This is a genomic window from Salegentibacter sp., from assembly GCF_036568425.1.
Taxonomy (GTDB): Bacteria; Bacteroidota; Bacteroidia; order Flavobacteriales; family Flavobacteriaceae; genus Salegentibacter.
Window position 1 is genome coordinate 1 of sequence record NZ_DATCSO010000116.1, and the last position, 13,843, is coordinate 13,843.

Consider the following 13,843-nt stretch of genomic DNA (forward strand, 5'->3'; position numbering starts at 1 on the left):
CGCCCCTCCAAAAACTTACAGCCAGGATGAAGCTTTCAAAGCTTCCCTCGAGTATTTTAAAGGAGATGACTTAGCTGCCCGGGTATGGGTAAACAAATATGCCCTGAAAGATTCTGAAGGGAATATTTATGAGCTTACTCCCAACGATATGCATCGCCGCATCGCGAAAGAAATCGCCCGAATCGAAAAACGTTATCCAAATCCGATGAGCGAGAATGAAGTTTTTGACTTCATCAAAGATTTCAAATATATCGTTCCCCAGGGAAGTCCGATGGCGGGTATTGGAAACCCTTACCAGATCGCCTCTCTATCAAACTGTTTTGTAATAGGGAACAATGGCAATTCAGATTCCTATGGTGGGATTATGAAAATAGATCAGGAACAGGTACAGCTTATGAAACGCCGTGGTGGGGTTGGCCATGACCTTTCTCATATACGGCCCAAGGGTTCTGCTGTAAAGAATTCGGCCCTCACTTCTACCGGAATTGTTCCTTTTATGGAGCGCTATTCCAATTCTACGCGTGAGGTGGCCCAGGATGGAAGACGCGGTGCTCTTATGCTTTCAGTTTCTATTAATCACCCTGATTCTGAAGATTTCATCAACGCTAAAATGGAACAGGGTAAAGTTACCGGTGCCAACGTTTCTGTGCGTATTGATGATGAGTTTATGCGTGCGGTCAAGGATGATAAGAAATACGTTCAGAAATATCCCATCTTCAGTGAAAATCCTAAAAATACCAAGAAAATTGAAGCTAATAAACTATGGAAAAAAATTATTCACAATGCCTGGAAATCGGCCGAGCCTGGAATACTTTTCTGGGATACCATCATAAATGAATCGGTGCCGGACTGTTATGCCGATCTTGGTTACAAAACCGTATCTACAAATCCTTGTGGGGAAATTCCACTTTGTCCTTACGATTCCTGTAGGTTATTGGCGATCAATCTTTTCTCTTACGTAGAAAATCCATTTACAGATAAGGCTAGTTTCAATTTTGATCTTTTCAAAAAACATATCGCGGCAGCTCAGCGAATTATGGATGACATTATCGATCTTGAGCTTGAAAAAATAGATAGAATCATAGAAAAAATTGACGCCGATCCTGAAGGTCTTGATATAAAAGGTGTAGAAAGAAATCTTTGGTTAAATATTCAGAAAAAAGCCAACGAAGGAAGAAGAACCGGGATAGGCATCACTGCTGAGGGTGATATGCTGGCCGCTCTTGGTATTAAATATGGAAGTGACAAAGGCATAGATTTCTCGACAGAAATCCATAAAACAATCGCCCTGGAAGCATATCGTGCTTCGGTTTACGCAGCAAAGGAACGTGGAGCTTTCGGGATATTCGACTCAGAAAGAGAGAAGAATAATCCGTTCATCCTTCGTCTTAAAGATGCCGATGAAAAACTTTATTATGACATGCTCGAGTACGGCCGTAGAAATATCGCTTTACTTACCATCGCCCCAACCGGAACTACAAGTTTAATGACACAGACAACTTCCGGGATCGAACCGGTATTCCTGCCGGTTTACAAACGTAGAAGAAAGGTAAATCCCAACGATAAAGATAGCAGAGTTGATTTCGTAGATGAAGTTGGTGACTCCTGGGAAGAATACGTAGTTTTCCACCACCGCTTCAAAGAATGGATGAAAGTGAAGGGCCATGACATAGACCGGCCTTATACCCAGGTTGAACTTGACGAACTTGTTAAAGCTTCTCCCTATTACCAGGCCACTTCTAACGATGTTGACTGGTTGAGCAAAGTGCGTATGCAGGGAGCGGTTCAAAAATGGGTAGATCACTCCATTAGTGTAACCATAAACCTACCAAACGATGCTACCGAAGAACTGGTTGGCCAGCTTTACCTTGAAGCATGGCAGGCCGGATGTAAAGGGGTAACCGTCTATCGCGATGGCTCCCGAAGTGGTGTTCTTTTATCTAATGAGGATAAAAAAGAAGAGAACGAAACAGAAAGTCACTCTCCTTTCCCAACCACCAGGCCGGAAGTTCTTACTGCCGATGTTGTTAGGTTCCAGAATAACAAAGATAAATGGATCGCCTTTATAGGCCTAATAGACGATAGACCCTACGAGATCTTTACCGGATTTGCTGATGATGAAGATGGAATTCTTATTCCACGCTGGGTAAACGAAGGACTGATTATTAAGAACAGAAACGAAGATGGAACCTCAAGATATGACTTCCAATATGAGAACAAGCGCGGTTACAAAACTACCATAGAAGGCCTATCTCATAAATTTAATCCTGAATACTGGAATTACGCAAAACTTATTTCAAGTACTCTGCGCCACGGAATGTCTATAGAAAAAGTTGTGGATCTTATCAACAGTCTGCAGCTGGACAGCGAATCCATAAACACCTGGAAAAACGGGGTAGCCCGTGCCCTGAAGCGATATGTTGCTGACGGAACGCTGGCTAAAAAACAAAAATGCAGTAATTGCGGCTCGTCTAATCTTATGTATCAGGAAGGCTGCCTTACCTGTCAGGATTGCGGTTCTTCCAAATGTGGATAGCAAGCTCTTGTAGGATTAGATTAAAAAAGGTCTTTCAGAAATTCTGAAAGACCTTTTTGTTTTGGGGAAGGTTATAATAATTATTACTGAAGCAGCACGTTAATAATTCCCACTCCGTGCTTTTCAAATCGCTCTTCTTCACTCAAGCCGGGGCCGATAGAAAACTGAAGGCTTTCTACATCCTCGATATTAAACTCATCTAAATTTCTATGCTCAAAATAATAAGGCAAAAATGTTGGATAAGGTCTTGGCAGACTAACTGTTTTTACCGGTTTCAAGTCGCTAAGTGAGATTTCATATTCTCTGGTTTCAGGAACCAGATCGATGATTTTACCGAAGGCAGCTCCATTTTTCATCACAAAGGCAAGCTGTAGTTTGGTGGACTTCTCATTTAAAGCCCTGGCTTTCACCATAAGTTTATCTTTCCTAGAAAATTCAGTTTTTCGTCCTTGAGTTTTTCTGTTGAAATTATACTTGAAAGAGTAATCATAAATTGGAGTAGCTTCAGGATTTTCAATATCCTTTCGGAATAATTTCTCAACATTCACTCGATATTCGGCTTCATTAGGGTTGGCAGTTGGCACTAAATTAAGCGTTGGCAGCCACTCTCCCACTATATAATCTTCATCTTCAATGGCATTAAAAAGAACTATTGGAGACTCCTTTGCCACAATGCTCACTCGATATTCATCTGATGAATGAAAATCCCAATCTCCGGGGTTACCGACCACATTTCCAGGAAAGGTAAAATCTCCTTCCTCCGTGTAGACAATTATTCGGTATTTTAAAAAACCCTGAGCCAACAACTTTTGGGGAACTTGGGCAGAATAAGTATATCCTGTTTTATTTTTCAAATGAATACTCTCGTAAGTATTCCCATTTTGCAACCAGACTTCCACTTTTTCAATTTTTTCATTGGAAACAATCTCCACAGAAATTTCTAATTCTGAAGCTGAAGAAATTTCCTTAACCGGCTCGTGAATCACATAAGTTCCTTCTACAGTAGTCTCAGGCGCACTGAATTCCTCCAATTCAAATTTCTGCAGGTCTGCTGAAGCTTTATCGAAATCCACTCCTGAAGCTTTCACAAGATAAGTCCCGGGCTTTATTTTAAAGGTTTTTTCAAAAACTTCAGGCTTAAATTTATTTCCATCATTTAAAGCTTCAATACTAAATTCACTTGTCAAGCTGGGTAGATCAAGACTCATTTCCCATTCGTTCCAATTAATTATGGCCACAGTTTTTTCCAGGCTATTTGCTCCAAAAGGGTTATCTACCAAAATAGCATCGGGCATAACTTCTAATCGCCAAACGCCATCTTTTAATTTATCAAGGAAATATGCACCCTTGCCCTCATATTTTACCGACTCTGAATTTCCGTAACCGGCAATAAGCTTAAGTTCATCTCCGGATTTTGGTTGCAGCGAATTGGTATTGGTATAAATAAATTTATCTGCAGAATTCAATACTGCCAGATTATCTTCATAACTGATTTCAAAATCCTGGAATATGAGATTCTCAGGATAAGCACCAAAATCGGCGTTTACAGGAACGCGATGAAAAACTTCCCCAGCAATCATTAAGGCCAGGGCCTTTTGCGGGGTATACGCCAAATTCATATAATGCGTGTTATACTCGGTATTTACGTGAGCGAGATAAGCGGGATCGTAGGCAAAATGTGTCGCAATTTGGATGCCTGCCTCTCTAAAACTGCGGGCCATCGCAGGATAGATGTAAGATTTATTTACATCGGCAGCATCAAATTCATACACCAGTTTAGCACCACCATTTTTGGTTATCACATCATCAAATGGAATATGATAATCATCCACATTTGGTAATAAATTACCTTCCAGTTCCTTCTGAAATCCTAAACCTGTTGGGTACCACTGGAACGTCCCTCCCTGGATATCGGCATCAAAATAAGCTTCAGCAAGGTTAATACTGTGGGTCACATTATAAAAAATCGGTTTTTTAGTACCGGTGCTGCGTATGGCATCAAGCATTTTCTGAATGAAATCTGTTACCTCTTCCGGCTCGCCCCGGTGATGTGGTTCATTACTAACTTCAAAAGCAATAATATTCGGCTCATCTTTATAAGCATTCCCGGTATATGGATTCACATGATTTAAAAACTGCGCCAGGTAATTTTGCTGGGCTTTTATTGCAGCGGCATCGGTAAGGCTTTCTGCTTTCCCATACTTATTAGAAAAACCTGGAGTATCTTCATCGGGTTCAGGCCAACCGTTCCCCCAATATGCAATAGGGGTAAGCACAAAATTTATCCCCCGGTCTTTTAATTGTTTTAGAAGATAATCGAAGATTTCCAAGTGTTCATTTTCCAGCAAATTACCCTCTTCATCACTAATTTCGGTATCCCAAACGTGTATTCGGTAAAGATCGAAGCCAAGCCTGGAAAAATGATAGACATCCTGGTCTATAACAGTCTTTAGATCTACCCCTAATTTTTGCGCTGAACGATAGGCATGGGCAAATGGAGCTGAATAATTTACACCAAAGCCTTTAACTTCTTTCCCGTTATGGCTCCAATGCATCAGGCCGGTTTCATCGACATAAACATCTCCTTTTTCCTGGGAGATAGCTATGTTTGAAGTTAAAACGGCCAAACAGAGGACAAGTATTTTGAAATACATACTATTCTGATTTTTAAACATTACAAATCTGTATAACCTCTTGCAAACCAGCCATTTTATTTCTGTATGTAGGTATAAATTCATGGGCAACGTAACCTTCAAAACCGGTTTCAATAATGGTCTTCATGATCGCGGCGTAATTAAGCTCCTGGGTGTCATTGATCTCATTTCGATTGGGGACACCTGCAGTGTGAAAATGGTTAATATGTTTATGATGCTTTTTGATAGTAGCGATTATATCGCCTTCCATCACCTGCATATGGTAAATGTCGAATAGCAATTTAAAGTTAGGGGCATCGAGTTCTTCGGCCAGCGCAATTCCCCATTCCGTGTTATCGCACATATAATCAGGATAATCTACCTTGCTGTTAAGAAGTTCCATTACCAGGTTAACATTTTTGTTTTCGGCATAGCTAAGCAAAGGTCTTAATCCAGCTATGCAATTTTTTATCCCGGATTTCTCATCGATTCCCCGGCGGTTTCCGGAAAACACAATGACATTTTTAATATGGTGCTCTGAGGCTTTGTCAATAAGCCCCTTATAGTTCTTCTGAAGTATCTCATGATTCTCAGTATTGTTAAATCCATTTTTCACATCCGCAAAATCATCGGTAGCCATAGAACAAACAAGACCGTATTTTTCAACTGTTTTCCATTCAGAAGGTTTCAAAAGATCTATGGCCCTAATTCCCAGAGCTGCACATTGCTGAGCGAAATTATCTAAAGGAATATCCTGAAAACACCAGCGACAAACCGAGTGGTTAATTTTCTGACTGTTTTTTTCAGCTTCGTTCTTATCGATAAAATTAATGGCGGCAAAGGATGAAACCACCCCTCCAATACTAAGCGCTCCTGAACCAATCACCATTGTTTTAAGGGCATCACGCCTTGAATATTTATTCCCCATAAGTCATATTTCTGAAAGAATTTTTTATAAAGGTAAATTTTACAATTATTTCAATAAAAACAAAAAATTTAGGTTAGTTTTTTTAACACAACTTTTAGATTTAACATTCAAGGAAATTTATCAGGTTATTTCGAAGTTATAACCGGATTTAAGTAATTGCTGATATTTTTTGTAATCGAATTTATAAAGGAATGCTCCCCGGCGCGAGGTAGACTTGTCTTTTTCATTAAGTTTTATAAGTACATTCAGAGAAAGAAGCTTTTTACGGAAGTTTCTTCCATCAAGCTCCTTTTGGTAAATCACCTCATAGAGTTTCTGCAACTGGGGGATGGTGAATTTCTCCGGTAGAAGCTCAAAACCTATGGGTTGATAACGTGCCTTTCTTCTCAATTTCTCCAGACCATGGGCGAACATTTTATCATGATCCAAAACAAGCTCGGGCACCTCATTTATATCAAACCAATGAGCTCCATGACTTTCCACCAGCTTTTTATCATAATCGTTTATCCTTATCAGGGCATACTGAACAATCGAAATGGTTCTGTAACCGGGATCACGTCCAGCCGCACCATATGCCCCCAATTGCTCCATAAAAACATTCTCCAGGCCAGTGATTTCGGCAAGAACTCTTTTTGCGGCTACCTCCACATCTTCATCCAAATTAACAAAACTGCCAATTAAAGACCATTCTCCTCTCCTGGGTTCTACCCTTCGCTTAAAAACAAGTAATTTTAATTGCCCCTCGTCAAAACCAAAGATCAAACAATCTGTGGCTACATACATTTTGTCGCTGGGCTTGTAAAAATCAATTATGGTTTCGGGCATCTATTATATTTTTGTTAAATATAAGCAAAAGAAAATTTTCTTTTTAAAATTATTAATGTAATTTTTACATTTATTATCTTTGGAACTCATCTAAAGTTGCAAATTTTGAACAGTGATATAAGTTTTAAAAAATTTAAGGCCCAAATTGAAATAGAATCTCCAGGCCGCATAAACCTAATTGGGGAGCATACAGATTATAATAATGGTTTTGTGATGCCAACGGCAATTGATAAAAAGATTTTTATTAAGCTGAGTGCAAATAATTCTCAAAGCCTTTGCAGAGTTTATAGCGAAACTTATGATTCGTCTTTTGAGTTTAATCTGGAAACGATTGCAAAAAGTAAAAACAGTTGGGAGAATTATATTATCGGAGTAGTAAATGAAATCCAGAAATCAGGAAAGAAGCTAAGCGGCTTCGATTGTGTGTTAAAGAGCAACTTACCTATTGGAGCCGGAATAAGCTCATCAGCAGCTTTAGAATGTGGTCTGGCAAGTGGATTGAATGAATTATTCGAGCTGCAACTTAGCAAGATTGACATCATTAAACTCGCTCAACGTGCAGAACATAATTTCGTTGGTTCCAATTGTGGAATTATGGACCAGTTTGCCTCCGTGATGAGCAAAAAAGATCATTTAATTCTTCTTGATTGTAAAAGCCTCGATACTGAATACATCCCGGCCGATTTCAAAAATTGCAAAATTCTATTATTGAATACCGGAGTTTCCCACAGTCTTGCCGATAGTGAATACAATACCCGCAGGCAGGAATGCGAGGAAGGAGTAAGAATTATTGCTGAAACTCAACCTGGAGTTAAAAGTCTGCGTGATGTAGATGAACCAATGCTTGAAGATTTTAAAAATAAATTACCAGGCAAGATCTATGATCGATGCAACTACGTGATTGGGGAAAACAAAAGGGTACTTAAAGCTGCTGAAGCAATAAAAAATGCCAATCTTAAGGAATTTGGAAACCTGATGTATGCTTCCCATGACGGATTGCAACATAAATATGAAGTGAGCTGTCCAGAATTAAATTTTCTTGTGAATATTTCCCGTGACAAGGATTTTGTTCATGGGGCCAGGATGATGGGCGGCGGGTTTGGTGGTTGTACCATCAATATTATTGAGGCCGAAAAAACTGATGATTTTATCAGGGAAACAGATAAAGCCTATTTCAAAGAATTTGGTATACACCCAGACCCAATTATCGTTGAAGCCGGTGCCGGAACCATTATTAAGAAAAACTAAGACAATGAGCACAGATATCAATACAACTCCTCATAGGCGCTATAATATATTAACCGGAGAATGGATCCTGGTTTCGCCACACCGTACAAAACGTCCCTGGCAGGGAAAAACCGAGAAACAAACCGCGAAGAAAAGAGAAGCTTACGATCCATCTTGCTACCTGTGTCCGGGAAATACCCGTAATAGCGGAAAGACTAATCCTGATTACAAAAAACCTTTTTCCTTTGAGAATGACTTTCCGGCGCTTTTGCCTGAAAATCCTTCGGAAGCGGTAGAACAAAATCTTCTACAAGCCGAACCGGAAAGTGGAATTTGTAAAGTAGTCTGTTTTTCTCCAGATCATTCCCTTACCCTTCCCGTAATGAAAGTTGAGGCAATTACAGAGGTGGTCAAACTTTGGAAAAAGGAATATAAAGACCTGGGTGCCATGGAGCACATCAATTACGTGCAGATATTTGAAAATAAAGGGGAGATCATGGGATGTAGCAACCCACATCCTCACGGGCAGATCTGGGCTCAGAAATCTATCCCGACAGAGGTTCAGAAAAAATCTGAACATCTTAGAAAACACTGGGAAGAAAATAAACGTAGCCTGGTAAAAGATTACCTCAACCAGGAGCTAAACCTACAGGAACGCATCCTTGAAGAAACAAAACATTTTGTTGCACTGGTTCCTTACTGGGCTGTATGGCCCTTCGAGGCCATGATAATTCCCAAGCATCATTATCAACATATTGGGCAGTTAAATGAAGAAGAGGAAGTAGATTTTGCCACAATTATTAAGAAGCTCACCGTTAAATATGATAACCTTTTTGAAACTTCTTTTCCCTACTCTTCAGGGATACACCAGGCTCCAACCGATGGCCAGAAACACCCCGAATGGCACTTTCATATGAGTTTTTATCCCCCCTTATTGCGCTCGGCAACAGTTAAAAAGTTCATGGTAGGCTATGAAATGTTTGCAGGCCCCCAACGGGACATCACAGCAGAAGATGCGGCTAAGAGATTAAGAGAATTACCGGAAGAACATTATTCTTTCCGGTAATAAAAAACTTTTTCCTACCAGAATAAAGCGTAAAGCATTACCAGGATAAGTAACACAGCGAAACTTCCAATATTAAAAGCACGACCTGTTTTAAATAATTCCTTACTCAAAGGAATAGATTTTTCGTGATCTTTACCTTTCCCTTCCACCAGGCTTATAACAACCATTAAAGCCATAGTTAGAAGCCAGGTGGCCATCATCTGATGCATAAATGGGAGATTTGGGAATAACGGACTATCAATCCAAGCGTTTGGCCCTATCTTGAAGTAAAATGCAATTGGAATAGAGGCAAGCACTCCATAAATAGCTGCCTTATTTGTAGTCTTTCTCCAGAAGAGTCCCAGCATAAATACTGCAAGAATTCCAGGACTAACAACTCCCGTATATTCCTGAATGTATTGAAACACCTGTCCGAGATTCTTTAATTGCGGAGCCAGTATTACCGCAATAATAAGGGCAATAGAAGCCGATATACGTCCAACTTTCACCAGCCCTTTTTCAGATTTCCCTTTCTGAAAATATGGTTTATAAATATCCATTGTGAAAATTGTCGCGGTAGAGTTCAGCATCGAAGCAACCGACGACACTATCGCAGCGGCCAGGGCCGCTAAAACAAGTCCTTTAAGCCCTGCCGGAATAAACTCCTTGATCAACCAGGGGGCAGCATTATCGTTGACGACATTCCCTGTCCCCGAAAAGAAAGAAATATCGGTAAATGCTGAAGATATTTCCCCGTTTGGTCCGGTATTCATTACAAATGCAATAATACCGGGAATTACAACTATAAGCGGTATGACAAGCTTTAGAAAAGCTGCCAGAACTATTCCCTTTTGGGATTCCCTTAAGCTTTTTGCCGCCAGGGTTCTCTGAATTATATACTGATTAAAACCCCAGTAATAGAGATTTGCTACCCACATCCCACCAATAAGTACAGCCAGCCCCGGAAGATCCCACCAGGCATCTTTCCCATTAGGTGTGATGATCTCACCTTTTTCAAGGATCATAGAAAACTTACCTGGAACCTGTTCATAAATAGAGACTATTCCGTTTATAACTCCGCCTCCATCAGTAACATTATCCAGTGCAATATAGGTCATTATCAACCCACCAATAATAAGTAATATTACCTGGACAACATCAGTCCATGCCACCGCAGAAAGCCCACCATAGAGCGAATAAGCTGCAGCAAAGAGTGCCAGCCCAAAGATTGAATAAAGGAAAATAGAACCGTCGCCATCACCTATAATAGTATCAAGCGCTGTTGCTCCCAGGTATAGTACGGAAGTTAGATTCACAAAAATAAAAAGGGCGATCCAAAATACTGCGAGAATGGTTTTTAGACTTGTACCGTAGCGCACCTCCACAAATTCAGGGATAGTATACAACCCTTTTTTAATGAAAATTGGCAGGAAAAATTTCCCTACAATGAGTAAGGTTAAGGCTGCCATCCATTCATAGGAAGCGATTGCCAGGCCTATAGCAAAACCAGATCCCGACATTCCTATAAACTGTTCGGCAGAAATATTGGCAGCGATTAAGGAGGCTCCAATAGCCCACCAGGGAAGCGATTTACCGGCAAGAAAATAATCTTCAGAAGTACTCCCTTTTCCCCGGGAAACCCACAACCCGATAGCAACGATACCTAATGCATAAACAACAAAAACCAACTGATCTAAAAATCCAAACTCCATACTCCAGTTTATTAATATGAATAGCTTTTATAAGCCTGTGAAATTTTTGTTAAATATAAAATTAATTACTTAATAAAAGTAATAATTACATTTATTATTACAGACTTAGGATGCTACCTGAAATTTTAGTGAAATCCGGTTGTAGTACAAGTCTCCGGGTTTAAGTACGCTAGAAGGAAAATTCCTGAAATTAGGGGAATCAGGAAAATTTTGTGCTTCCAGACAAATAGAAGGATACTTCTCTGAAATCAGGGTTTTATACTCCAAGTCATCGGGCAATTCTTCAGGAGCATAGGCCACCAATGCGGGTTGATTGGTCTTAAGTTCCATTTTTATTCCGGTTAATGGAGCAAACAGTACAGCCGCATTCTCATTTTTTTCATTAATTAGGACAAAACTATCATCCAAAGAGCGATTTCCAATTAGTTTGCTTTCGCTAAAATCTTTTGGCTGACCTTTAAGTTTTACCAGGTCTCCCGTTGGCAACATTTTATCATTTACCTGTAGAATTTTCTTAGCGGAAATTTGAAGAAAATGATCACTCACACTACCCTCTCCATTAAGGTTAAAATAAGCGTGGTTGGTAAGGTTAACCACGGTTTTCTTATCGCTGGAAGCAGTGTATTCAATTAAAATTTCATCTGCTTCGGTAAGGGTGTATTTCACCGTTGCCTTTAAATTTCCCGGGTAGCCCTCTTCCCCATCTTTACTTAGATAAGAAAGTTTAACCGATGGGTTTTCTCCGGAAGTCTGCTCTTCTATTTTCCAAATTTTATAAGGAAATCCAAAATCCCCCCCGTGGAGGTGCACTCCGTTTTTCTGTTGAAGTTCATAGTTTTGGCCATCCAGGTTAAACTTTCCATTGGAGATTCGACCGGCATAACGCCCCACAGAAGCTCCGAAACATTTGTTATGGGCCTTATAATCAGGTTTAACAAACTCACTGGCTCTGGGAGAAACTATTACATTCGTGAGTCTATCCTTTTTATCCTTAATTATAAAACTGAGAATGGCCGCCCCATAATTGAGAATTTCAAGCTTGCTTTGCTTTTTATTCAACAATTGGATAGTCTTCAATTCTTCTTGCGTGATCGTTTTCAATTTTTCTAATTAATTAGTTTTTCTCTTCTATCCAGTTCATCACTCTTTCCTCCAGAATATTTAATGGCATAGCCCCATTCAATAAAATCACATCATGAAACTCCCTGATATCAAAATCATCCCCTAATTCGGTCATAGCGGTTTCTCTTAACTCAAGTATCTTATTCATACCCACTTTATAAGCTGTAGCCTGGCCTGGCATTACAATATGCCTTTCTACCATTTTTATGGCATCACTTTCAGCATTCGGGGTGTTTTGTTTATAATAGTCTATACCTTCTTCCCGTGTCCATTTTTTAGCGTGAATTCCGGTATCTACAACCAGGCGACAGGATCGCCAGAGTTCCATGGCAAGCCTTCCAAAATTTGAATATGGATTTTCATAAAAACCAATTTCTTTTGGGACAAGCTCGCTATAGAGTCCCCATCCCTCAACATAAGCCATATAGAAACTATGTTTTCTGAATTCAGGAATATTTTCAAGTTCCTGAGCAATAGCCAACTGCATATGATGACCGGGAATTCCCTCGTGGTAAGCCAGAGCTTCCATTTGGTAGATGGGCATAGCCTTCATATCATATAAATTAGCATAATAGATCCCGGGACGAGAACCATCTTTTGCCGGTTGCTGATAAAAAGCTTTTCCGGCACTGCGTTCTCTAAATGGTTCTACTGCCTTTACCACAATATCGGCTTCAGGCTGGGTTAAAAAGAGCTCATCAAGTCGCCCTTTCATGGTGTTGATAATATCGGTGGCTTCAGCGAGGTACTTTTCACGTCCTTCAGGAGAATCTTCGTAATAAAATTGCGGATCATTCCGCATAAACTCGAAGAATTCCCGCATAGAACCCTCAAAGCCCACTTCCTCCATAAGACCTTCCATTTCTGCATGAATCCTGGCTACTTCAGATTTCCCTATCTCATGAATTTCTTCCGCAGTAAGATTGGTGGTAGTAATTCTCCTTAAAGCATTATTATAAAATTCATTTCCCTTCGGAAACTTCCAAACACCATCCTCAGTAGTTGCGCGTTTTTGTTGATTTTCCAAGGTGGCGATCAGGTTTTCGTAAGCGGGTTTAACATTATCGATAAGAGCCTGCTGGGCATCGCTTATGAGTTTTCGTTTTTCTTCACTTGAAATATTCAATCGCTGAACTTTTGAATAGAAATCTTTTAACAGCACACTTCGCTCGCTGGCTTTACCAAAGGGCTTTCCTTTTATAATATTTCTGCTGTCCTCCAGCACTTTGTCAAAAACGAATTTGGGGGGCACTATTCCATTCTGCTCCCTTATTTTTATATTGCCTATGATATCTTCTATCAAACCCGGAAAAGCTTCCAGGCGTGAGATATAAGCCCTGGCATCACTCACCGAATCGATACGATGCATATTGATAAGAAAGGCAGGTAGCTCTGCCTGGTACCCGTGCATCTGGTTTACGGGATAATTATAAAACCGATAATCATAATCGGCAATCTCATTTTCAATTTGTTGTTTATACAGTCTGTAGCTTAACCTGGTTTCTTCGTTTAGCGCTTCAACATCAACCTTTTCAAGATATTCAAGACGTTTTTTAGCTTTTTTGAGATCTTCAGCGTATTTCAGGTGAGAAAGATCATCCCATTGGTCATAATTTGATTTGTCACCCAAACGGGTTTGTAACATCGGGGAATCATCTAAATCCTTTTGGAACTCCTTGTCAAAATACTGGTTGAGTTCAGCTGATGCCTTTTCTATTTCGGTTTCCGAATAATTGTTTTTTTCTTCTTTGCAAGCAACAAGAATCCCCAGCAAAAGAATAATTATATATTGTTTTTTTATTCTGAAATTCATTA

At 39.9% G+C, this 13,843-nt stretch carries 9 protein-coding genes; 3 read left to right on the forward strand and 6 right to left on the reverse strand.

The window, feature by feature from the left end; all coding sequences use genetic code 11:
- On the forward strand, window positions 1-2,536 hold a 2,536-nt coding region (locus VIM94_RS11545), incomplete at its 5' end, for an adenosylcobalamin-dependent ribonucleoside-diphosphate reductase (protein WP_332039451.1).
- 83 nt (window positions 2,537-2,619) lie between these two features.
- Here VIM94_RS11545 and VIM94_RS11550 read toward each other — a convergent pair.
- From VIM94_RS11550 to VIM94_RS11560, 3 genes are all read right to left on the reverse strand, one after another.
- The gene (locus tag VIM94_RS11550) at window positions 2,620-5,190 is read right to left on the reverse strand and encodes a cellulase family glycosylhydrolase (protein WP_332039452.1); all 2,571 of its coding nucleotides are present in this window, start codon (window positions 5,188-5,190) and stop codon (window positions 2,620-2,622) included.
- 13 nt (window positions 5,191-5,203) lie between these two features.
- Window positions 5,204-6,097, reverse strand: coding sequence for a hydroxypyruvate isomerase family protein (locus VIM94_RS11555; protein WP_332039453.1), 894 nt, complete (start codon window positions 6,095-6,097; stop codon window positions 5,204-5,206).
- 120 nt (window positions 6,098-6,217) lie between these two features.
- Complete coding sequence (locus VIM94_RS11560) at window positions 6,218-6,922, reverse strand: NUDIX hydrolase (protein WP_332039454.1); 705 nt, start codon at window positions 6,920-6,922, stop codon at window positions 6,218-6,220.
- A 105-nt stretch (window positions 6,923-7,027) separates the two neighbouring features.
- Between VIM94_RS11560 and galK the strand changes: the two genes are divergently transcribed.
- Both galK and VIM94_RS11570 read left to right on the forward strand, forming a co-directional pair.
- Window positions 7,028-8,170: a galactokinase gene (galK, locus tag VIM94_RS11565; protein ID WP_332039455.1), complete on the forward strand. Its 1,143-nt coding sequence runs from the start codon at window positions 7,028-7,030 to the stop codon at window positions 8,168-8,170.
- Between the two features lie 4 nt (window positions 8,171-8,174).
- Window positions 8,175-9,215 (forward strand): UDP-glucose--hexose-1-phosphate uridylyltransferase, encoded by a 1,041-nt coding sequence (locus VIM94_RS11570; RefSeq protein ID WP_332039456.1) that lies wholly within the window; start codon window positions 8,175-8,177, stop codon window positions 9,213-9,215.
- A 14-nt stretch (window positions 9,216-9,229) separates the two neighbouring features.
- Here the strand turns inward: VIM94_RS11570 and VIM94_RS11575 are convergent, their stop codons facing one another.
- From VIM94_RS11575 to VIM94_RS11585, 3 genes are all read right to left on the reverse strand, one after another.
- Window positions 9,230-10,906 (reverse strand): sodium/sugar symporter, encoded by a 1,677-nt coding sequence (locus VIM94_RS11575; RefSeq protein WP_332039457.1) that lies wholly within the window; start codon window positions 10,904-10,906, stop codon window positions 9,230-9,232.
- A gap of 105 nt (window positions 10,907-11,011) precedes the next feature.
- Window positions 11,012-12,007, reverse strand: a complete 996-nt coding sequence (locus VIM94_RS11580) for an aldose epimerase family protein (RefSeq protein ID WP_332039458.1) — start codon at window positions 12,005-12,007, stop codon at window positions 11,012-11,014.
- Window positions 12,008-12,020: 13 nt separating this feature from the next.
- Window positions 12,021-13,841 (reverse strand): DUF885 domain-containing protein, encoded by a 1,821-nt coding sequence (locus VIM94_RS11585; RefSeq protein WP_332039459.1) that lies wholly within the window; start codon window positions 13,839-13,841, stop codon window positions 12,021-12,023.
- Between the last annotated feature and the right edge of the window lie 2 nt (window positions 13,842-13,843).